Origin of the sequence: Paenibacillus sp. LjRoot153 (assembly GCF_964253085.1) — a bacterium.
Classification (GTDB): Bacteria; Bacillota; Bacilli; order Paenibacillales; family NBRC-103111; genus Paenibacillus_E.
In genome coordinates, this window is the sequence record NZ_CAXUQH020000001.1 from 5,773,876 (window position 1) to 5,794,952 (window position 21,077).

Below are 21,077 nucleotides of genomic sequence, written 5' to 3' on the forward strand. Positions count from 1 at the left end.
GCGTTCTTAGGCTTGTCCTGATTATTTCTCATTTTGTACCTAGCAAAGGTTTAATGCTTTCACGAATTTGTTCCGACTCTGTCCCAAAAACAACGTGAACATTGCCTTTTCCTAACCGAATGACACCAATAGCACCTAATTCCTTAAGCTCGCTATCTTTCACAAGTCCCTCTTCTTTAACGAGAAGCCGAAGTCGTGTAATACAAGCATCGATGGAAATAATATTAGAAGCTCCGCCAATTTGGTTGAGAATACGTGTTGGCCGATCTATCAGAGATGGTTTTTCATCAGCAGCTTCTATCTCAACACTTTGCTCAATCTCATCCTTATTTGATACTTTCATCGGAAAGAAATGTAGATAAGCTCGGAAAGTTATAAAATATAAAATGAAGTAGACGACTCCAATAAGTAATATCCAATATGGATTCGTAGCCAAGTGCCAATTCAGCACGAAATCAATAAAGCCTGCAGAGAAACCAAAACCCATTTTCACTTGAAGCATATTCATAATGAGCATCGAGAAGCCCGTAAGTACTGAATGAATCACATAAAGACCAGGAGCTACGAACATAAACGCAAATTCGATTGGCTCTGTAATACCTGTAAGAAAACTTGTCAGCGCAGCAGTTAACATGACTGGAGCTACAAATTTCCTAGTAGAGGAAGATGAGCTTCTCACGACAGCAAGAGCGGCTGCTGGCAAGCCAAACATAATAACGGGATAGAAACCTGTCATAAACATGCCTGCTGTCGGATCACCCGCGAAGAAGCGTGAAATATCCCCATGTACCATTTTGCCTGCTGGCGTAACGAAATCCCCTATTTGAAACCAAGCGATATTATTAATGACATGATGAAGACCTGTAGGAATGAGCAAGCGATTCATTACGCCGTATATGAAAACCCCAATGTTCCCGTTATCAACAATCCATAATCCGATTTCACTTATCCCTCGCTGCACAGGAGGCCAGATGACCCCAACCAATACACCAAGGAAAACCATAACTAGGGATGTCAAGAGTGGAACAAACCGTTTACCGCCGAAGAATCCAAGCGACTTAGGTAACTGAATATGACTGAATCGATTGAAGAAAGTGGCAGAAAGCATCCCCACCATCATCCCACCGAGCACGCCAGTATCCAATGGCTCTGAGCTGCCTGAAACGATTTGAAAATGTTTAAGGACGTTATCAAAAACCAAATATCCAACGGCAGCCGCTAAGGCAGCAATGCCATCTCCTGAAGTTAATCCAATCGCAATTCCTATTGCGAAAATGAGAGGCAAATTATCAAAAATCGCACTACCACCGAGCTCGAAAATTTGAGCCACATGAACAAGGAATGGATCATTAAAAGACATTTTACCAATTCGAAGAAGAATGGATGCTGCCGGCAGCACCGCAATAGGGATCATCAGTGATCTCCCCATCTTCTGAAACGCATACATTACACTCATCAGATTCACCTATAGCCCACAAGTTTGGCCGTTCCTTGTTTGCTTTTACCTATCCCCATTATAGTAGAAAGAACACCCCCCCGAAAGGATAAATTCCTCTAGGTTAAGGTGTTTTTTCTATGCATTGCCATATACCGTTATTTCACAGCTCCTGCCGTAATCCCACTTGCAATCTGGCGTTGATATATCATATATACGATTAAAGTTGGCAATGTTGTGATCAGCAATCCTGCGAATAATGGACCCCATTCTACACGATATTGCATCTCAGCTTGCATAACAGCCAAACCAATCGGAAGCGTGTACTTGGTAGGCTCATTCGTTAGAACAACCCCTAGGAAGTACTCATTCCAGTTATTCAGCATGTTTGTAATCATAACCGTAATCAGACCTGGCTGTGACAATGGTAACATAACCCGGAAGAACGTGCCATAGTGAGAAGTTCCATCAATAATCGCAGCTTCTTCAATTTCTTTCGGCAGCGATTTGTAAAACCCAACAAGCAAGAAGATCCCGAATGGTAAATTGAGTGCCGCGTAGACGAGGATTAGCCCCAACCAAGTATTGATGAGGTGCAAATCATTCAACAAGAAGAACAATGGGATCAAAGCAAGCGCAAACGGAATCATCATCGAAGAGATATAGATCGTTAGAAGAACTTTGTTCCCTTTAAAATCGTATCTTGCCAGGATATAAGCCGTCATCGCTGCAAGGATCATACCCAGTAGCGTACTTCCTACCGTCACCACAATGGAGTTCAGGAAGTATGTACTAAAGTTATATTTACTCCACACATACGAGAAGTTCGACCAAAGTAATGGGAATTTAGGCAATGCCCATGGGGCATTTAAGAAAAATTGTTCATTATTTTTGAGCGCATCGAGCAATGTCCACACCAGTGGATAAAGCACGGCTACACTCCATATGATTAGAATGATCCAAACTAACATTTTCGCTAATGGATTTTTGATAGCCATACGATGGTTTCCCTCCCTCAGTATCTTTGTCTATGATGACTTTAGTGCATTTCGATGGTTTCTTGGCGCATGATACGTTGCAAGATCAGTGTTGTGATAAGTGACACGATCAGAATCATGACACCAATGGCTGCTCCATAACCGAAATGATACTGTTGAAAAGCCATCCGATACAGATAAGAACCCATAACTTGCGTCGTATTATCGGGCTGCCCGCCATTGGTCATGAGCTGAACAATAACGAAGGATCCGTTGAGTGTAGTAATAACGATGTTAACGATGGAAACCTTAATCTGCTCCCAGATGAGCGGCATGGTGATATGGCGGAATTGCGACCATTGACCGGCTCCGTCTATATTAGCTGCCTCATAATAAGAAGCAGGAATATTCACGATTGCAGCAATCATTAGGATCATGTAGAAGCCGATACCTGCCCAAATTGTAGGGGGTAGAAGCATCCAGATCGTGTGCTGAGGAAATCCTAGCCAAGTAATATCAACTTTCGTTTCCGTAAAGAGAGACAAGAAAGCATTCAAGAAACCGATTTGCGGATTGTAAATGAAATTCCAAAGTACGCCGATAACAACGACTGAAATGACATTCGGGATAAAGAAGATGGCTCGGAAGAAACCAGAACCCTTCAGGTTAAATCTTGTTAACGCTACGGCGAAAAAAGTCGCCAGAAACATAATCCCAATCACTTTACCGACTACGAGAAAGTAGTCATTTCCAATGGCTCTAAGTACAATCGGATCTTTGAAAAGTTCAACGAAGTTATCAAAACCAATGAACTCGCTATTTTCAGACATTCCTGACCAATCATAGAAAGACTTCTGTAACGCCTGTATAACGGGATATATCGTAAATACGCAGAAGAATAGAAAAGTCGGAATGATGAATGAAGCGATGAATAAATTCCGTTTCAGCTTTTTCCCGTTGGTCTTCATTCTATCGTCACCGTCCTATCATTAAAATGGCGGAGAACGCCTTAGGCAGCTATGCCTTTGTTGTTCTCCGCACTGCTTCATTCAGTTCCTATTTCTTTTGTTTCGCAACAACATCGGATACACGAGTCACCCATTGTTCAGGTGTAATTGTTCCGATTGTCAAGGCAACTGTTGCATCTTGCATAGCTTTATCTACGTCAGCAGCAAAGGAAACAGTTGGTACTACGACAGTGTCAGGGGAAGACAAGAATTTCGCAGCGTCCTTAACGAAGTTAGGAGCTTTGGAAGAAGAAATATCACCTTTAACGTTGGAAGGAGCACCACTTAGCTCAGCCCATTGGGAAGCTTGTGTTTTGGAGAATACGAATTGCATAAATGCTTTTGCAGCATCTTTATTTTTCGCTTTTTTCGCGATACCAAAAGTAGCTGTGGACGTGTTAGCAACAACTTTTCCACCTTTATCTTGTGTAATGGATGGAATGAAACCGAAGTCAAAGCCACCTGGAACGTCTTTCGCCATTTCGTTTGGTAACCATAGACCGTTCGGGATGAATGCGTCTTTGTGTTGTAGGAACAAGGATTGGGAATCCGTGTGGTTGATTTGTACGGATGCTTTGTCGATGTAGCCTTTATCACGCATTTGAACGATTTTGTTTAGACCTTTGATGATTGCAGGATTTTTCCAAGCCTCAAGATTGTTTGTGGACATATCTTGCAGCAATTTGTAGTCATTGTTGTTCGCAGATACGATCGCTGGAAACAATACGCCACCGTTGATGTAGTACGGATATTTACCAGTGTGGATGAATGGATTGATGCCAGCACCTTTAATTTTCTCACTTACAGCCAAGAACTCTTCGAAGTCTTTCGGCTCAGCCCAACCTTTGTCTTTGAAAAGAGCTTTATCATAGAAAATTCCCCATGAGCTCATTACGAAAGGAATGTTGTACGTTTTACCATCAAATAGTTGAGGCTTTTGAGCAAGCAAATCAATGATTTTCTCGCCATCAACGTTTTTAGCGTCTTTGATCCAGTCAGTCAAATCTTCCAGTTGTCCGTCTGTAACCATTTGGCGGTCGAACAACTCAGGTCCATCGATGTATACGAAATCAGGTGGGTTACCAGCGATCCAACGGGGTTTCATTTGCTCGTTGATTTTTGGTCCCGCACTTTCTTTAATTTTCAAATCAGGGTTTTTCGCTTGGAAATCAGCAATAACTTTTTTCCACCATTTGTCGCCGTATCCGCCAACAAAGTATTGGATTTCAAAATCACCAGTAAGTTTAGTTGAAGCTGCTGCAGTAGGAGCTGCGGAAGCTGCCGCTGTTGGAGCTACAGATGCTGCTGGTTTTGTTGTTTCTACTGGCGTGGATTTACCGCAACCTGCAGCTACGAGTGCCATTGACGTTGCCAAACCAATTGTTGACCATTTTTTCATGTTCATGTGATCATCTTCTCCCTTTTTTAATTCATCTAATTATTTATTGGTGAAGCGTGTACCCGATAGTAATATTTCGTTTTAGTTTGCACGATCAACCCCTTTCATGCTTCAAAATTTGGCAAAATAAAAAGGGCATAGTTATAGAAGAAGACTTGCATTTCTTCTAATAACTAATGCCCTCGCGGTAACATGTTATTAAAACTGACATATTCAATTGTTTTAGGTATTCCGTGTGATTAAATCTTACAATAAAATGACATGAACGTCAATACTCTTTTTCAAAACGCTCATTTTTCTTATTCGTTGAATGTGCATTCTTATGATATGATAGAATCATCTCGTTTAATCCTAATGGAAAAGGTGATTCTTATGGCCAAACGCAAACCAGTAACCGCTTCGCGCAGACAGAAAAACGAAGTAAATATGAAAGCGATTTACTGGACAGGATCGATTTTCTTAGTTGTCATATTGCTCATGACTTTACTGCTCATTTTAAACAAATGAATTCGTTAAAGTGATTGAAAACTTCACATTTCGAATTGTAATCGCTTTCTCAATGATTGTCAAGAAGAAAACTTGCAATAGCTACATACATCAATTCAATGCGTGATAACCCAAAAAGGAGAGGCAAGTTTCAAACTTGCACCTCCTTTTTCAATCCAGCCATTTATATACCTTATTTGGATTATTATCCTTCGTCTCTAGTGGCAAACTGATCGCTTGCTGAGGAATTCCACGACCAGCGCCTATTCCTTCAGCTCCCTCAGAAATAGGTAACACACCCTTGCCAATCGTCACCTTCGTTTGCCCAGGAACCATGTTATACAATTCTTCCACATCCTGCTGCAGCATACGAATACATCCATGAGACTCATCCTTACCTATGCTCTTTGGTTTATTCGTCCCATGTATGGCATAAAGCGAATTAGACAAAGTCATCCCGCGGCTGCCGAACTCACCATTCGATCTGCCATTCGGATTTCGTACTTTCTCACTGATCATAAAATCACCTTGCGGCGTTTTAATTCCACCTAGCCCTACTGGATAACGCCTCAAGATGAAATCCCCACTCACAACAGCCAGCTGATGCTGTTCAGTATCAATAATAATCCTTAGCGGCTCTATAAATGGATCTGGCGAGGCAACAGGCTGCGAACTACTCGCTGCTAGAGCCTTCTCTTCAATCGTTTTCGGAGGTTGCTCTCCAGCAGCACCTCCTGTTTGGTTAGGCACTTGAGCTGCCTTCCCACTCGAAAGCTCAGCCACATTTTGCAAGGCAGCAGGAAAAGACTCTTTCATTTGCGGTGTCAGTCCTGGCAACAGATTATCTGGATACGGCATCGTCAATTGTTGTGGCTTATCCGGTAAACCACCCGTCTTTATTTGATAAGCCTGAATTGCACTTTGCAAAACAATAGCTTCCTCACGATCATGCATCCAAGCACGAATGACCAGCACTAGCTTTGAGCTATCTACCACCTGACAGGAGCAAATTTGTGCCTGATAATACTTTAGCACAGCTTGATTTCCACCCGCTCCTGAATGTTCCACGCTAAGCAAGGGACTAACCGACCGATGCCATTCTTTCCATTGGCCATCCTTACTTGGAGGCGCATCCATGATCAAAGATTCTCCCGTTCCTCTGACAGGGGGTTGTAAAATCTGTTGCAGCTTCTTCCCCCAATCCCCATTAGAGAAATACAGCTTTAATCCGGGATTATCCACTTGAATTTCTGAAAGTGATGCAACCTTGCTACCCACCACAGGCTGCTCTGTCGCAACCGCCACACGCTCCATCCCATTCGATTTAGCTAGATCTATTCCCGCAGGTAGCGCCAGTAAAACGAACATCACAAAATATGCTAGCCATTTCCGTCTTCCACGTGCCTGGGCTTGACGATCTACAGCTACTGCCCCTTCTTTGATTTGCCTCGATTCCTCCTTGCTTGGGGGTAGCGGCTCATCCAACACTATTTTTTGCTGCTCAAAAGCTTCATATATTTCTCCAGCCTGTGCAAAGCAGTATGCCGCTTTACCAGCTTTCCCTTGAGCCGTATACTCTCTGCCTAGTAAATACCAAGCCATTTTATGATCTGGATGCTCTTTGACATATTTCTTGAGATACTGAGGATCCTCGATCGGATTATGTTGGAAGAATTTCGTCAATTGATCGTTTCGATTATTCGGCTTCAAGCTTTCTTGCCCCCAGTCCGATTTCCACTATTCTCCGTTTTTATCGGCAATCGAGGCACAAAGCTGAAGTCCAAATGAGAAAAAGGCTTGGTCAGGGAATCCCCTTTCCAAACCTTTTCTAACAACAAGTCTATTTAATAAAAGTTTTCACACGTAAAATTGCAGTTTGAACCGCCGCCTGCCACTGCACATCCAATCCAATCTGTTCCGCGAAGAAGCGAATAGGCACATAAGTACGATCTTGCTTCACATAAGGCGCTACATCTGTATCTACTTTCAAATCTGGCAGACCAGTTTGCTTACGAATGATCCCCGTTTCACCAATGGTTAACTCTACCGTCAAATCGCCTTTGGAGAGCTGTACAATTGATTTACCAGCCCGTTCAACATAAGTCACCTTATACCCAAACGTTTCACTAATCGCACGAACTGGCACCATAGTACGCCCATCTTGAATTTCAGGTTGAGCATCAAAGGAAATGAGCTTATTACCGTTAACTACCTTCACTTGTCCATCATTCGAAACAGTCTCTGGCAATTGATACGGCGTAATTTTTCGGATTTTGTTATTGGATGCATCCGCTACAACCAGATTACCTTGTGTCGTTACCCATACATCCGAAGGATTATAAAACGCTGCAGATTGTTCAACGCCGTCCGCTTCCCCCGTTTGAAGCGTACCTGTTAGCGTAGTAACTTGGCCATTCAACAGGTATCGAACTGAATGATTCAAGCTATCCGCGATGAGAAGACCACCCTCTGAGGTCACAGACAGACCCTTCGGGAAGTCAAACTTCGCTTTCAAAGCTTCTCCATCTGCAAAATCACCTGCTGCATATAACTCATTCTTTCCATAGATCGCCGAAGTCCCAACCGTTGGTGTAGAACCAGCGATTGTCGATACAATCCTTGATGAGAGATCAATATAACGGATACGCTGATTCCCAGTATCACTGACGTAGAGATTCCCTTTGCCATCCAAAGCAAGTCCAGAAGGCTCATTAAATGTCGCCGTAGAAAGGCTGCCATCGTGATATTCCCCCGCGAATGAAGCTTCACCTGGACGAACCTGAATAACACGTGTAACAGGCGCAGAGAGCGTCGTAACGCTACCATCTGCAGCGATTTTACGAATAACATGATTGAGTGAATCAGCCACATAGACGGTGCCGTCAGCACCAACCGCAATATCACTCGGATGATTGAAGCTTGCGTCTGCTCCCTTGCCATCTTTATTTCCTGGCACACCGTTTCCTGCAATTGTCGAAACCATCCCAGTCACATCAATCTTGCGAATTGCATTATTTCCGGCATCCGCAACATAGACGTTCCCTTTTGCATCAAGCGCTAGTCCTGTTGGCTCATTAAAGAAAGCTTCTGAAGCTTTCCCATCAAGAAGACCTCCAGTCGGGAAGCCTTGTGCATTTTTCAAAACTGTAAGAGCAGGTCCTGCAAATGTGGTCACTTGACCACCGGTTACTTTACGAATAACGTGATTACGTGTATCCGCAATAAGGATACTACCGTCTGCAAGCTGTACAACGCTTCCTGGTGCACGGAAGGCTGCCTGTAAGGCAGGGCCGTCTATATCTTCGAATTCACCAATCCCGGCAAGGGTCGACACGTCTGATAGAATTTGCCCAGCGCTTGACTTCAAACCGTCCGCATCTAAGCTAGCGGCCCAAGCCGATGATCCACCAAGCAATGTTGCAACGATTATACTTGAAACAAATATCTGTTGTAATGGTTTCATTGGGATCTCCTTTTTTATCTAGTGAACATTATTCTTAATCATTCGACGGTCCTACAACGCTTAACGGCGCAATATCAGCCATGTTAACTATTTTCTCAACGGTCGTGCCGTTCTTACGAACGATCACAATTTTACCTACACGAATCGTATCACTTCCAAATGTCACCATCGGGATACTTACAAGTTTCGTAGGCCCAGAGACAGAAATGTTTTTCACATTGCCAAATTTAGTTACAGCATAAATGAGTTCATTTATGTCTTCACTACTCTGATTCAACTCATATGCCTTGATATTATCTGCGCTCGTTTCGCTTTCTGCTGCTGTGAAGAAAATGTCTTTGTTAATTAGTTGAGAATCGTCATAATAACGCGTATTAGCACCGTATAGTAAATGAATTTCAACAGCATAGATATCATTATTATAGGTTTCGATAAAGTTAGCTAAATTTACATTTAAATAATAATAAGGAGAAATTGGAGTTGCACTTGACCCACCTTCATTACTAAGCGTTAGCGGTGCCAAAATAGTTTCTTTACTCAAAGTAACAGTAGGCGTTGGAGCTGGAGTTGGATTTGTATCCGAATCCGAACCACTTCCTGTGCCTGAGTTATCAGCTGGGGAATCCTTCTTCGGCTCAGCAACTGCATCATATTCCCGCTTCTCTTGCTCCGTCATCCCCGCCTTCAATTTCGCTTCAGCCTCGGCTTTCGCCTTCGCTTCAGCAGCTAACTTCTCTTCGGCAATCTTTTTCTTTTCATCCTCTAACTTTTTCAAAGCATCAGCAAGCTTTTGTTTTGCAGCATCTTCTGCCTTTTCCTTCTCAAGCTTACTCTTCAACTTTGCTTCTTCAAGCTTCTTAAGCTCTTCTTGCTTCTTTTTCTCTAGTTCTGGATCAACACCCGCAGTTTTATCAAGCGGCTTCACTTTAGTTAAATCTAGCTTTTTATCAGCTGAATCAATTTTTTTATTGGCATCAGCAATAATCGCGTCTACCGTTTTTTGATCTAACTTCTTGTCCGCAATCGCTTGCTTCGCGATGTTACCGATCAAATTTTCTAAGTTTTGTTTTACTTTATCGAGGTCAGTTTGACTTTTAATACTCAAAGAAGTTTGATCATTCGTAAGCGTACCAGCTGCAATTTCCTTCTGCTTTTTCTCGATAAATTCATCGTTTTCTTTATCAATCTCTGCTTTGTTTAGAATTAACTCTTTAATAATTTCTGGTGAAGCATTTTTAATAAAATCTTCTAAATCGAAGAATTCCACCTTCAAGTCTAGATCAGTGGTTTCATCTCTTGAATCCAAGGAAATTTCTTGCGTTGGGTTCACATAAGTAATCGTCGTCTTTTGATTGTCATCTGAATCCGTTGTTACAGTCGAAGCGGAAACTCTGCCTGAACCTACAGCCATTTTGGTTTTACCAGAAACAGGATCGACGGAAACAAAGAATTGCGTTCCACGTACACCCATTACCGCCGTTGGCGTTTCAACCTCAAATTCATCATCTGCACCGGCCAATGATTTAACTTTGACCCACATGGAACCCGCCCAAACTTTCAGCTTGGATTTCTTATTTCCATTCGAAGAGTTGAGATCTGATACGTTAAGTTCAGCATTGTCCCCTAATGTGACATCCGCATCACCACTTGCTAAGTTAAGTGTTACCGAGGAGCTGTCCCCTGTATAAACGGTATCCCCTTGATTTAAGCTCATACTCTCATATGCATCATACGTTTTAGAACCGCCACCTTTTTTAATCGTGACGTCTCCAGACAATGCTGAAATAATGGCAACCCGGACCGTTTTCGCATCTACTGGTTTCACCAACAGCACAGACACCAAACTAAACACTAAGCTAAAACTTAATAACATGGATATAAATGATTTCTTTGTCATTCCCACTCCGCATGCCTCCCAGCAACTCTATTTATGTAAATGTCCAATAACTTCATACACAGCAACCGGTTTTTCTTTCCCTTTTACTTTGATTTCACCAATCGACTCGATCTCAAATAGTCCTTTGACACGCTCATACGTCTGTTCACTGATCAAAATTTGCCCTGGTTTGGCATTAGATTCTAGTCGTGCTGATAAGTTAACGGTATCTCCAATGGCTGTATAATCCAACCTCAGATCCTCAGAGCCGATGTTACCAACAACCGCAGGACCACTATTAATACCTAATCCGAATTTCACACCAATACCATAGTTCTTAATCAATTTCTGCTCGAGAATATCTGCTTGAGACTTCATCTCGATCGCAGCACGCACGGCCATTTCAGGGTGATTCTCATATTCAATCGGTGCGCCAAACATCGCCATAACGCCATCACCAATGAATTTATCTAACGTACCATTGAACTTAAAGATGGCTTTCGTACAGACATCTAGATATTCATTTAACACCTGAATCACCTGCTCAGGCTCTAGACGTTCCGACATCGGTGTAAATCCGCGAATATCAACAAAAATTAATGAAATGTCTTTACGGCTTCCGCCAAGTTTCACATCTTCACCCGACTGTAATAGCTCGTCCACAACGGTTTTGGAAACGAATCGACCGAAAATACCAGTAACCCGATTCCGTTCTTTTCGTTCTTCTAAATAATGGCTGACTAATGACCATACATAGATCGTTACTAGCGCAAATTGTGGATACACCAACGGTAAGAACGTAGAACCGATACTATAGAATCCTAACCATACAAGACCATAAACTACGAAGATCCCTATGAAAATGAACAGTGCAGTCTTCCCACTGAACTTTTCAAATAAAAAGATAGCCAACAATGATATAAGCAAAATAATTGCGATCCCCGCTGATTTCGATACATCTTTAAAGAACACGCTCTCTAACAAGGTTTGAATCATATTGGCATGGATTTCAATCCCGAACATCTTGACCGAGGAGATCGGTGTAGGGTATTCATCCTGCATAGCTGTCACAAATGGACCCACAAGCACAATGCTACCCTTGAGGGGCAGTGCTTTGGTACTATTAAGTACATCAACAAAGGAGAGCAATTCATAACCTGTTGTCGCATCAACCTTTTGTCTAGGCTGTGTGAAGAATTCAGTTGTCACTTGATTTCTATCGTTCGTTGGTATGACTTCATTCCCGCGCTTCCATTCTCCGATTGCCCCATCACGCTTTACTTTTTCATTTTCATCCAGAACTAAATTCGCTAGAGCGACACTGAATGCGGGTATGTAAGCACCTTTCTCATCAGGCAAACCGACGGGCAGTTTACGTGCTTTGCCATCTTTATCAACAAATACATTGATATGGGCCATTTGATCTCTTTTGGTCGTTAGGGTTGAGGAGGGATAATCAATTCTCTCAGGAACTAGTTCGCCTGCTGACTGTTGTTTGGAGGGATAATTAATTTGTACAGGCAAAATAATATTAGAATACTTCGCTAGTACATCAGCTAATGCTTTATCGTCTGCGGGGTTCTTCGATGGCTCAGCAAGCACAACGTCTATCCCAATAGCAGCTGCACCTGATTGCTCTAACTTCTCAATGACTTGCGCATATGTACTTCGATCCCATGGAAACTTCCCGATGGCAGAAAGTGATTTTTCATCAATTTTAACAATCTTGATCCGATCATCCGGCTGTCGCTCATCCACCGACTTTGCGCCACGCAAAATATCCTGGAGAGGACCCTCGACAAAGTAAAATAAACCGCTAGAGTTCACTGTGTAGAAATATGTCGAAAATACCATTAATAAGAGTCCTACTACTAAAGTCTTAATCCATTTCTTCTTACCCATATAATCCTCCCCGAGTTTACTAGCTTCATTGTAAGATGCTATCTACAAATTGGCAATAAATTGTTACAAATTTCACATTAATTCATCAAAAAAAGAGCCCGTTCCTTCTCAGGAAACGAGCTCTTTCGACATTTCGTGATTTTCCCACAAAATGATTCTTTAATTATGATTAGCTAAAAGGTGAATCCGCAACTTTAATGGAGTCTGTTGGGCAGCCATCTTGAGCATCTTGTAGATCATCAAATAGATCCTCAGGAATTTCAGTAACCCCTTTGTTTCCATCACCATCAAAAATTACTTCTGCCAAACCTTCATCATCGTAATCATAGATATCTGGAGCTGTAGCTCCGCAAGCGCCGCAAGCGATGCACGTATCTTTATCAACAAATGTATACTTTGCCATGTTTTCTACTCCTCCTCTAATTATCCTCATTGTAAAATATAATATAAATACGGACAAAGTTCAAACCTTAAAATTGACAATTCATGAAATACTGCTCAATAAAGTCTGCAATTCCACGGATATCATTCAAATTGAACTGTGGAATTGCGAAATCATCTTCTAGATTAGATAGATCTGTCGCAACTGCAATTAGGCTTGGCGCCAATCCTTTAAGTAATTCTCTTTGTTCTATTGTACGATAAACCCCAATCTTTGGATGCTTTTCCCTCTTGAACCCTTCAATAAAAATATAATCAAGATGGGCATATGCTACTAATTGTTCTTCCAGACTCGGTGTTTCCTTCTTCTCATAGACGTGTATGGCATTCGGAGAAAGTGTAACCACAACATCGGCACCTGTCTCAACAAAAACGGTGGAGTCAGCCCCTTTCGCTTCTTTATAATGTCCATGGGCATCATGTTTCATTACCGCAATTCGATGGCCGCGATGTTTCATTTCAACAATAAGCTTAGCTGCCAACGTTGTTTTCCCACTATTGGAAAATCCCGCGAAGCCCAAACAATGAGCCATATTCATCACTCTCCTGTATCTTTATGAAGAGGATTATTTCGCAAATGATCCATTTGCAAGGACGTCCCTCTTACTTTGTGATTTCGAATTAAGGAAGATGGGTCGTCACTCATCATCCCTGCTGTAAGAATTACACCTTCTCCAAATTTATCACGTAGACCATCCATGACTCGATTTAGGTTTTCCCTGCGAGGCTGTTTCTCGTAATCGAATAAATCTAGTTGTACATAGGATTCTTCCTTGGCAATCAGATTCTGCAGCGTGATTCCGAGTAGTCGAACGGGATTTCCGTCTTCCCATTGATGATCATATAGCTGACAGGAGGTTCGATAAATATCATCCATATGCTCAGTCGGCGTTGGCAAGGTAAGTGATCTCGTAATCGTCCTCATCTCAGGATCTCGGATCGTAATCTGAATCGTCGAAGTCATGAGCTCCTGCTTACGAAGCCTCCTCGCTACTTGATCCGCTAAATTAAGCAGGACACGATGGATTTCGATACGATCCGTATAATCACGCGGCAAAGTCGTCGTGTGGCCAATGGACTTGCTCTGCTCTTGCTCTGGATTCACAACTGAGGGATCAATCCCGTTGGCTGAGCGCTTCAAGTGCGCACCCATGACTCCGAAGTGCTTACTTAACAGCGCTTCATCAGCAATAGCCAACTGCCCTAAGGTTAGGATACCAAGCCTTGTAAGCTTCTCCGCTGTTTTTTTCCCAATTCCATATAAATACTGACACGGTTTATCCCAGAATACGGTCGGCACATCACGAAGTCGCAACACCGTAATCCCATTAGGCTTCTTCATATCAGATCCCATTTTAGCTAGCAGCTTATTCGGTGCGACACCAATGGAACATGGTAATTTCAACTCTTGCATAATTCTACTTTGGATACTATTTGCGATGTCAAGTGGCGTTCCAAATTGCTTGGAACCTGTAATATCTACAAAACATTCATCAATTGACATAGATTCTACCATCGGTGAATATCCATAGACTATCTGCATAAATCGCCTCGAGAAATTTCGATAGAGATCGAAGTCAGGTTTGATTAAAATGAGATCTGGACATATTTTCAACGCTTGCCTAACTTGCATGCCCGTCTTGATCCCCAGCTTGCGCGCTGCATATGATGAAGTAACGACGATCCCCTTACGCAGCTCCACACTCCCAGCAACAGCAAGAGGCTTCCCCTTATATAAGTCAGGCTCTACGGCTTCATGAACCGAACAATAGAATGCATTCATGTCAATATGTAAAATGACTCTGCCTTGCTTGGGATAATGATGCTCTACGGACACCATATTCATTACCTCCCAGTATGATTGAATCAGATTTCAGAGCCGTCTTCTCGAGTGAAACATAACCAACCTGAGATGTCAAAAAAATAATCATTCAAGCAGACGCGATTTTACGTTATGATGTCTTTACCTGTACATTTATGTTATAATCGTAAATTATACATTAGCGCTTTAAAGCAAGCGAAACTACTCACATCAATTTCACCGAAGTCACTTTGCTAGCTTTTGAAGGAGGAACCCATGCCAACATCAGTCAAAATCTTCGACACCACCCTACGAGACGGAACCCAAGGAGAAGGTATCTCCCTATCCGTTGAGGATAAAATCAAAATTGCCCGTAAGCTCGATGAGCTCGGGGTTCATTATATTGAAGGCGGATGGCCGGGCAGCAACAGCAAAGACATTGAATTCTTTGAGCGGGCACGCACGATGACTTTCACGAATGCCAAAATCACCGCATTCGGAAGCACAAGACGGAAAGATTCGCTTGCTTCAGATGACATTAACCTAAATAGACTTGTAGAATCCGGCGCACAAGTCGCCACGATTTTCGGTAAGTCATGGGACTTCCACGTAACGACAGCTATTCAAACAACGCTTGAAGAGAACTTGAACATGATTTATGACTCCGTTCTCTTTTTGAAAAGCAGCGGAATGGAAGTCATTTATGATGCCGAGCATTTCTTCGATGGCTACAAGAATAATCCAGAATATGCGCTGCAAACAATTAAAAAGGCTCAAGACGCTGGAGCTGATTGGATTACGCTTTGTGATACGAATGGCGGATCCTTACCTAATGAAATCACAGCGATCGTAACAACAGTTACGCAACACGTCTCTACACCAGTAGGCATACACGCCCACAATGATTGTGAACTAGGCGTTGCGAACTCTTTAGCTGCCGTACAAGCTGGCGCTAGACAAGTCCAAGGAACTATTAACGGCTATGGGGAGCGTTGCGGAAATGCTAACCTAAGCTCGATTATCCCTAACTTACAATTGAAACTGGATTATGATGTTATCTCTTATGATCAATTGAAGTCACTTACGTCCGTTTCGAGATATATCAGTGAAATCGCCAACATGCATATGCCTGTTAACCAGCCTTATGTTGGCAATGCGGCTTTCGCACACAAAGGAGGCATTCACGTTTCCGCCATTCTCAAGGATGCCAGCACGTACGAGCATACGAAACCTGAGTATGTAGGAAATAAACAACGCGTGCTTGTTTCCGAGCTAGCCGGTCAAAGCAACGTACTGGTCAAGGCACAAGAACTTAACTTAGATTTCAATAAAGAGCATCAGAAGACCAAAGAGATCATCGAGAAAATTAAAGACATGGAACACCAAGGCTATCAATTCGAAGGTGCGGATGCTACGCTTGAACTCCTGTTGCGTGAGGCTTTTGAAGGTCTTGAAGAAATTTTCACCTTAGAATCATTTAAGATGCTCGTTGAGAAAACAGCCAATCATTCTGTTGTCTCAGAAGCTATCGTCAAGGTGAAAGTACATGGCGAAACAATCTACACCGCGGCTGAAGGTAATGGTCCTGTCAATGCACTTGATAATGCCTTACGTAAAGCTCTCATTCAATACTATCCAGACATAAAGAATGTTCATCTTTCAGATTATAAAGTACGTGTACTGGACGAGAAAGATGCAACAGCCGGTAAGGTTCGCGTGCTCATGGAATCCACAGATTTTAACACCACATGGAACACACTCGGTGTATCTAGTAATATTATTGAAGCTAGTTGGTATGCACTTGTTGACAGCTTACGTTATGCCCTCATCAGCAGACAACGCGTGGAGCCAGCTAACAAAGAGCAACAAGAACGTTTAGGCTTAGTGAATCATTGATCCTTATATAAAAAAGCTGCAAGAGCATGAAATGCTCTCTTGCAGCTTTTTTAGTATTAACTCAATCTTCCTTCAGAAGACTCGCCATCTTCTTGTCGAGCTCCTTCGGGGAAAGCACATGAATGATTTCCCTGATCACGCCATTTTTATCAATAAGAAAGCTTGTAGGAATAGCAATAACGTTATAGGTATCAGCATTCGTCCCTTGTTTATCGAGCAACACGGGGAACGGATACTGATAGGTGTCCACGAATTTTTTAATATTGTCCATTTTATCCCCAGGCGTTACATTCACCGCATAAAGATCAAATTTCCCCTCATATTTTTTATACAAATTCACCAGATCAGGCGCTTCTTCCTCACAAGGCCCACACCAGGATGCCCAGAAGTTCACAAACATCGGCTTTTCACGAGGCCCGCCAACGGAATAGTCCTTCCCATCCAACCCTTGTAATGTAAACGAAGGCGCTAAGAAATTCACCTTTGCCGCTTGCTCGCTTGGCATGAGGGTTTGTTTATCTTCATTCCGTACATTCTGATATATCGCAAAGCCCGCCAATAGAACGACGAAAGCGATCACGATGAGATTCTTCTTCACAGTATCAACCTCCACTCCCTCTATATTATCTCCAAATTAGCGAAAATTCCAACATCATGATCCTTAAGTATGCTTTTATCTTATTAGGGAAAAGTAAACCTACTCTTTGCGATGAAAGGAACCGCTGAAATGAAACAAGCTGCAGCGAAAACGAGAGGCAAAGCCCCGCTCAATACAATAAGAATTTACGAGCATGAAGAAGATGACGCCTCCAATACTAAAAAGACGGACACGAGCGAGAAAGGAAGTGTTTGGCAATACCTCGCACTTGCCTCCATCCCGTTGGTGCTTGTCCTTGGCAATTCCATGCTTGTCCCGATTCTGCCAGATTTGCAAGATAAAATGAATATCTCGCGCTTTCAAAGTTCACTCATCATCACCTTATTTTCACTGACAGCAGGCCTCATCATTCCGATATCCGGTTATTTATCTGATCGCTTCACACGTAAGGGTGTTATCATCCCCTCGCTTATCGTATACGGAGCTGCCGGGGTCCTAGCAGGGCTTGGAGCCGTCTGGAACTCCTATCCTATACTTATAGCTTCTCGAGCTATACAAGGCCTTGGAGCCGCGGGTACAGCCTCTATTGCCATGGCTCTTGTTGGCGATATTTACAAGGGTCCCACAGCCAGCAAAGCCCTCGGACTCATCGAAGCCTCCAACGGAATCGGCAAGGTTGTGAGTCCCATTCTAGGTTCTCTTTTAGCGCTAATTATTTGGTTTGCGCCTTTTTTTGCTTTTCCACTTTTTTGTTTACTCGCTCTGCTCGCTGTTATTTTCATGATCAAAGAGCCTGCCAAAGAGAAAGAAGCCGAACCACTCAAGCTCTATTTAAAGCAAATCAAAACCATCATGAAAAGTAAAGGCCATTGGCTAATACCCGCCTTCATAGCTGGTTCGATCACCTTATTCATCTTATTCGGCGTACTTTTCTACCTCTCACAGATTTTAGAAGAAAAGCCCTACAGCATTGAAGGCGTACAGAAAGGTCTTATCCTTGCGATCCCTTTGCTCTGCCTCGTTATTACCTCTTATACCACAGGGGCGAAAATCAAACAAAATGGCAAACTCATGCGCTGGCTCATGAATATCGGGCTTATGACCATGGTTGTATCCCTTACCTTGGCTACATTCCTAAATGGGAACCTGTATGTCTTCATAGGCTTATTATCGCTCAGTGGGATCGGGACTGGACTGCTGCTCCCATGCCTAAACACGCTCATTACCGGATCGGTAGAGCGCGAGCAACGCGGGATGATTACTTCCCTCTATAATAGCTTACGATTTATTGGGGTCGCCTTCGGTCCTCCACTATTCGGTTGGCTCATGAGCATCTCACATAAGACACTCTTCATCACGGTGGCCTCATTATCACTTATAATGTTAGCTTTGGTGTTTTTCTTCATTAAACCCAAAGCAGAATTGAAAGAACAAACATGATATACTAACCTCATGTCCAAGCAGTGTGAGGGAGGGAGTGCAAGTGAGCATCCATTTATCTAGACAATTATATGACGAAATGGTCGCTCATAGTAGGCACTCACTCCCCAATGAAGCATGTGGCCTCCTTATTAGGGAGGCTTCTTTCTCACCGTCAGATGAGCTGCACATCCACTCATTTATCCCTCTTCGAAATTACGCGGCACATCCAACACGGCAATTCACCATCAATCCCATCGATATGCTTCCCTACCTAACGGATATACGTAGTACGATCGTCGGGATTTTTCATTCACACCCTACTGCCGCACCAATACCCTCTGCCGAGGACCTCTTAACACTCTGGCACACCATTCCAACCTACTGGATCCTTTCCCTGCAACACGAGGAGAATCCCGACCTCCAGGTCTATTCCCTAAAAAAAACCACCACTACCGCATATCACAAACTTTCGTTTGTCATCGGTCAATGATGGCTTAATAAAGCATATAAATCACCTAGTGTGTCTACATCTCTTGCTCTTATTTCTTCCATAAATCTGGACCATAATTGCGCTGTCATCAATGCATCCTCAAGAGCATGATGTCTCACTGTAATCGGGATGTCATAAGCATGTAGAAGAGAGTCTAAACCTAGATTTTTCCGCTTGGGCATGAGCCATTTCGCTATCATCATAATATCTAAAACACGATGAGATAAGCTTACTTTTGACGTACGCCACAGGGCTGAGTTCAAAAAACTTTTATCATGACCAATGGCATGAGCGACTAAAATTTTCTGCTGTACAAATTCTAAAAAATCACTTAATACACCGATTAGATCAGGTGCATCGCTAGCCATTTCGTTCGTAATACCCGTTAACTTTACGATTTCATCTGGAATTTTACGTTTTGGGTTCACCATTTTATAAAAGGTATCTTGCGTCTGCACTTCACCACCAATAACAGAGACAGCGCCGAATGAGATAATTTCGTCTCCATTATAAGGAGAGAAGCCCGTCGTTTCAAGATCAAACACCACGATTTCCATCGCGTGCAGAGGAATTTCAAACAAAGAATCCTTCCGTTGCTCTTTCAACATCGACCGAATAAAGGCCATTTGCTGCGCACTTTGTGCATCAAACATCGAAGTTAAAGCTGGAGTTAATCCACCCATCTTATATAAATGCCACATACGACCTGCCGGACGCATATCCTTCACGTGATTCACTCTCCCTACCCATTGAAACGTGATTTCCGATTCCGATATATTTAACCTTTTTCTCTCTCTATGTGTGATCCTATGGATTTACCAACATACTTCTGCAACTGAATTCCCGTACGTAGACATTGCTTTAATTGCACGCGAATCTCTTTGTTAAGTTGATCTGCCGTAAGTTTACCTCTAGTCGTATATTTCTCTCCATCTAACTGGAACGGTGTACTATCTCTTAGCTTTAATGCGATGGAAAAAGCCATTTCCCAATCCTTGGCTAGCTGCTCGGATACAATCCCCTTCACATTTAACTGCTTAATTCGTTCAATCGTAGAAGTGGCTGTAATTCCAGCTTGAATAGCAAGCAGCCGAATCCCATTTACAATCGGAATATAAGCGCCATATTTGATATCAAATCCACCAGCATCCTCGCCGTAGCGTTCTGTAATTAAGTGACTAAATATACCTAACGAAATTTTGTGATGCAATGTGTTTGACAACAAATATTTCAAGAGTCCCGGATGTTCCTGAACATAGTCAAGAAACGATTGTTTCAACTTCCCTACCAATGCCTCTGAACCATAAATACAACGCATATCCGCCAAAATGAGCAGGTATCGCACATTTTCCCAATCCGGTTCCATAAACCAGCCAACCATCATCTCCGTATATCCTTGCAGCGACTTACGCCATTGCGGATTGCTGGATATGACATTCCCTTCACAAGGGGGATAACCCAATACATCCAAACCGCGAATGATATACGAGGCAAGCTTATCAAAATAACAATCTAATTCATCTTGCGTATGCGTTTCACTATCTCCATAAATGAGTCCGTTATCCTGATCACTCCACAGCGTCTGTTCTCTCCTGCCACCACTGCCCAATAAGATAAAAGCATACGCAACAGGTGGCTTTCCGTAACCTTCATCTTCAAGTAAATGTTCAGCAATCTGTGTCGTTCTTTGAATCAACGCATCATGCACTTGATTGATTTGCTGTCCCAATTCAGATGTATAGGAAAAAAGGAGATGCTCCCGAAACATCTCATGCACCTGATCTCTGGTTATTCGCATCTCTTCGAATTGCTCCGACTGATAAATGCGTTCCAGGATCCGTTCCATTGAGAGATGATTCATGTTGCATCCCCTTTGCTCTAGTA

18 protein-coding genes are annotated in these 21,077 nt (G+C 42.7%); 4 read left to right on the forward strand and 14 right to left on the reverse strand.

Features of this window, described 5'->3' with window-relative positions:
• Positions 1 to 28: 28 nt before the first annotated feature.
• The 4 genes from ACSQ8P_RS24850 to ACSQ8P_RS24865 all read right to left on the reverse strand — a co-directional run bounded on the left by ACSQ8P_RS24850 (position 29) and on the right by ACSQ8P_RS24865 (position 4,824).
• The gene (locus tag ACSQ8P_RS24850) at positions 29 to 1,447 is read right to left on the reverse strand and encodes a PTS transporter subunit EIIC (RefSeq protein ID WP_436239595.1); all 1,419 of its coding nucleotides are present in this window, start codon (positions 1,445 to 1,447) and stop codon (positions 29 to 31) included.
• 146 nt (positions 1,448 to 1,593) lie between these two features.
• A complete protein-coding gene (locus tag ACSQ8P_RS24855) occupies positions 1,594 to 2,433 on the reverse strand; it encodes a carbohydrate ABC transporter permease (protein WP_236285801.1) in 840 nt (279 codons plus the stop codon).
• Between the two features lie 41 nt (positions 2,434 to 2,474).
• On the reverse strand, positions 2,475 to 3,380 hold the full coding sequence (locus ACSQ8P_RS24860) for a carbohydrate ABC transporter permease (protein WP_436237645.1): 906 nt from the start codon (positions 3,378 to 3,380) through the stop codon (positions 2,475 to 2,477).
• A gap of 88 nt (positions 3,381 to 3,468) precedes the next feature.
• Complete coding sequence (locus tag ACSQ8P_RS24865) at positions 3,469 to 4,824, reverse strand: ABC transporter substrate-binding protein (protein WP_436237646.1); 1,356 nt, start codon at positions 4,822 to 4,824, stop codon at positions 3,469 to 3,471.
• A gap of 348 nt (positions 4,825 to 5,172) precedes the next feature.
• Between ACSQ8P_RS24865 and ACSQ8P_RS24870 the strand changes: the two genes are divergently transcribed.
• A complete protein-coding gene (locus ACSQ8P_RS24870; RefSeq protein ID WP_436237647.1) occupies positions 5,173 to 5,325 on the forward strand; it encodes a hypothetical protein in 153 nt (50 codons plus the stop codon).
• 150 nt (positions 5,326 to 5,475) lie between these two features.
• Here the strand turns inward: ACSQ8P_RS24870 and ACSQ8P_RS24875 are convergent, their stop codons facing one another.
• The 7 genes from ACSQ8P_RS24875 to ACSQ8P_RS24905 form a co-directional block, all read right to left on the reverse strand.
• The gene (locus tag ACSQ8P_RS24875) at positions 5,476 to 7,014 is read right to left on the reverse strand and encodes a L,D-transpeptidase family protein (RefSeq protein WP_436237648.1); all 1,539 of its coding nucleotides are present in this window, start codon (positions 7,012 to 7,014) and stop codon (positions 5,476 to 5,478) included.
• A 130-nt stretch (positions 7,015 to 7,144) separates the two neighbouring features.
• The gene (locus ACSQ8P_RS24880) at positions 7,145 to 8,767 is read right to left on the reverse strand and encodes a stalk domain-containing protein (protein WP_436237649.1); all 1,623 of its coding nucleotides are present in this window, start codon (positions 8,765 to 8,767) and stop codon (positions 7,145 to 7,147) included.
• Between the two features lie 34 nt (positions 8,768 to 8,801).
• Entirely contained in the window at positions 8,802 to 10,664 is a 1,863-nt protein-coding gene (locus ACSQ8P_RS24885) for a FecR family protein (protein ID WP_436239596.1), read from the reverse strand.
• 27 nt (positions 10,665 to 10,691) lie between these two features.
• Positions 10,692 to 12,545 (reverse strand): CHASE2 domain-containing protein, encoded by a 1,854-nt coding sequence (locus ACSQ8P_RS24890; protein ID WP_436237650.1) that lies wholly within the window; start codon positions 12,543 to 12,545, stop codon positions 10,692 to 10,694.
• Between the two features lie 169 nt (positions 12,546 to 12,714).
• Complete coding sequence (locus ACSQ8P_RS24895) at positions 12,715 to 12,948, reverse strand: ferredoxin (protein WP_028556576.1); 234 nt, start codon at positions 12,946 to 12,948, stop codon at positions 12,715 to 12,717.
• Positions 12,949 to 13,015: 67 nt separating this feature from the next.
• Positions 13,016 to 13,519 carry a molybdopterin-guanine dinucleotide biosynthesis protein B gene (gene mobB, locus ACSQ8P_RS24900; RefSeq protein WP_436237651.1) on the reverse strand — a complete coding sequence of 168 codons (504 nt, stop codon included), beginning with the start codon at positions 13,517 to 13,519 and terminating at the stop codon, positions 13,016 to 13,018.
• Positions 13,520 to 13,524: 5 nt separating this feature from the next.
• On the reverse strand, positions 13,525 to 14,826 hold the full coding sequence (locus tag ACSQ8P_RS24905; RefSeq protein ID WP_436237652.1) for a DNA polymerase IV: 1,302 nt from the start codon (positions 14,824 to 14,826) through the stop codon (positions 13,525 to 13,527).
• Between the two features lie 237 nt (positions 14,827 to 15,063).
• Between ACSQ8P_RS24905 and cimA the strand changes: the two genes are divergently transcribed.
• A complete protein-coding gene (cimA, locus tag ACSQ8P_RS24910) occupies positions 15,064 to 16,683 on the forward strand; it encodes a citramalate synthase (protein WP_436237653.1) in 1,620 nt (539 codons plus the stop codon).
• A gap of 61 nt (positions 16,684 to 16,744) precedes the next feature.
• Here cimA and ACSQ8P_RS24915 read toward each other — a convergent pair whose 3' ends face one another.
• Positions 16,745 to 17,281 (reverse strand): TlpA family protein disulfide reductase, encoded by a 537-nt coding sequence (locus tag ACSQ8P_RS24915; RefSeq protein ID WP_436237654.1) that lies wholly within the window; start codon positions 17,279 to 17,281, stop codon positions 16,745 to 16,747.
• Between the two features lie 129 nt (positions 17,282 to 17,410).
• Between ACSQ8P_RS24915 and ACSQ8P_RS24920 the strand changes: the two genes are divergently transcribed.
• Together ACSQ8P_RS24920 and ACSQ8P_RS24925 are read left to right on the forward strand one after the other, a co-directional pair.
• Positions 17,411 to 18,721 carry an MFS transporter gene (locus tag ACSQ8P_RS24920; RefSeq protein ID WP_436237655.1) on the forward strand — a complete coding sequence of 437 codons (1,311 nt, stop codon included), beginning with the start codon at positions 17,411 to 17,413 and terminating at the stop codon, positions 18,719 to 18,721.
• 43 nt (positions 18,722 to 18,764) lie between these two features.
• A complete protein-coding gene (locus tag ACSQ8P_RS24925; RefSeq protein WP_436237656.1) occupies positions 18,765 to 19,193 on the forward strand; it encodes a Mov34/MPN/PAD-1 family protein in 429 nt (142 codons plus the stop codon).
• Here ACSQ8P_RS24925 and ACSQ8P_RS24930 read toward each other — a convergent pair.
• Both ACSQ8P_RS24930 and ACSQ8P_RS24935 read right to left on the reverse strand, forming a co-directional pair.
• Positions 19,187 to 19,921, reverse strand: coding sequence for an exonuclease domain-containing protein (locus tag ACSQ8P_RS24930; RefSeq protein ID WP_436237657.1), 735 nt, complete (start codon positions 19,919 to 19,921; stop codon positions 19,187 to 19,189). The two genes, ACSQ8P_RS24925 and ACSQ8P_RS24930, sit on opposite strands and share 7 nt — an antisense overlap.
• Before the next feature lie 50 nt (positions 19,922 to 19,971).
• The gene (locus tag ACSQ8P_RS24935) at positions 19,972 to 21,054 is read right to left on the reverse strand and encodes a DUF294 nucleotidyltransferase-like domain-containing protein (RefSeq protein WP_436237658.1); all 1,083 of its coding nucleotides are present in this window, start codon (positions 21,052 to 21,054) and stop codon (positions 19,972 to 19,974) included.
• Positions 21,055 to 21,077: the final 23 nt, after the last annotated feature.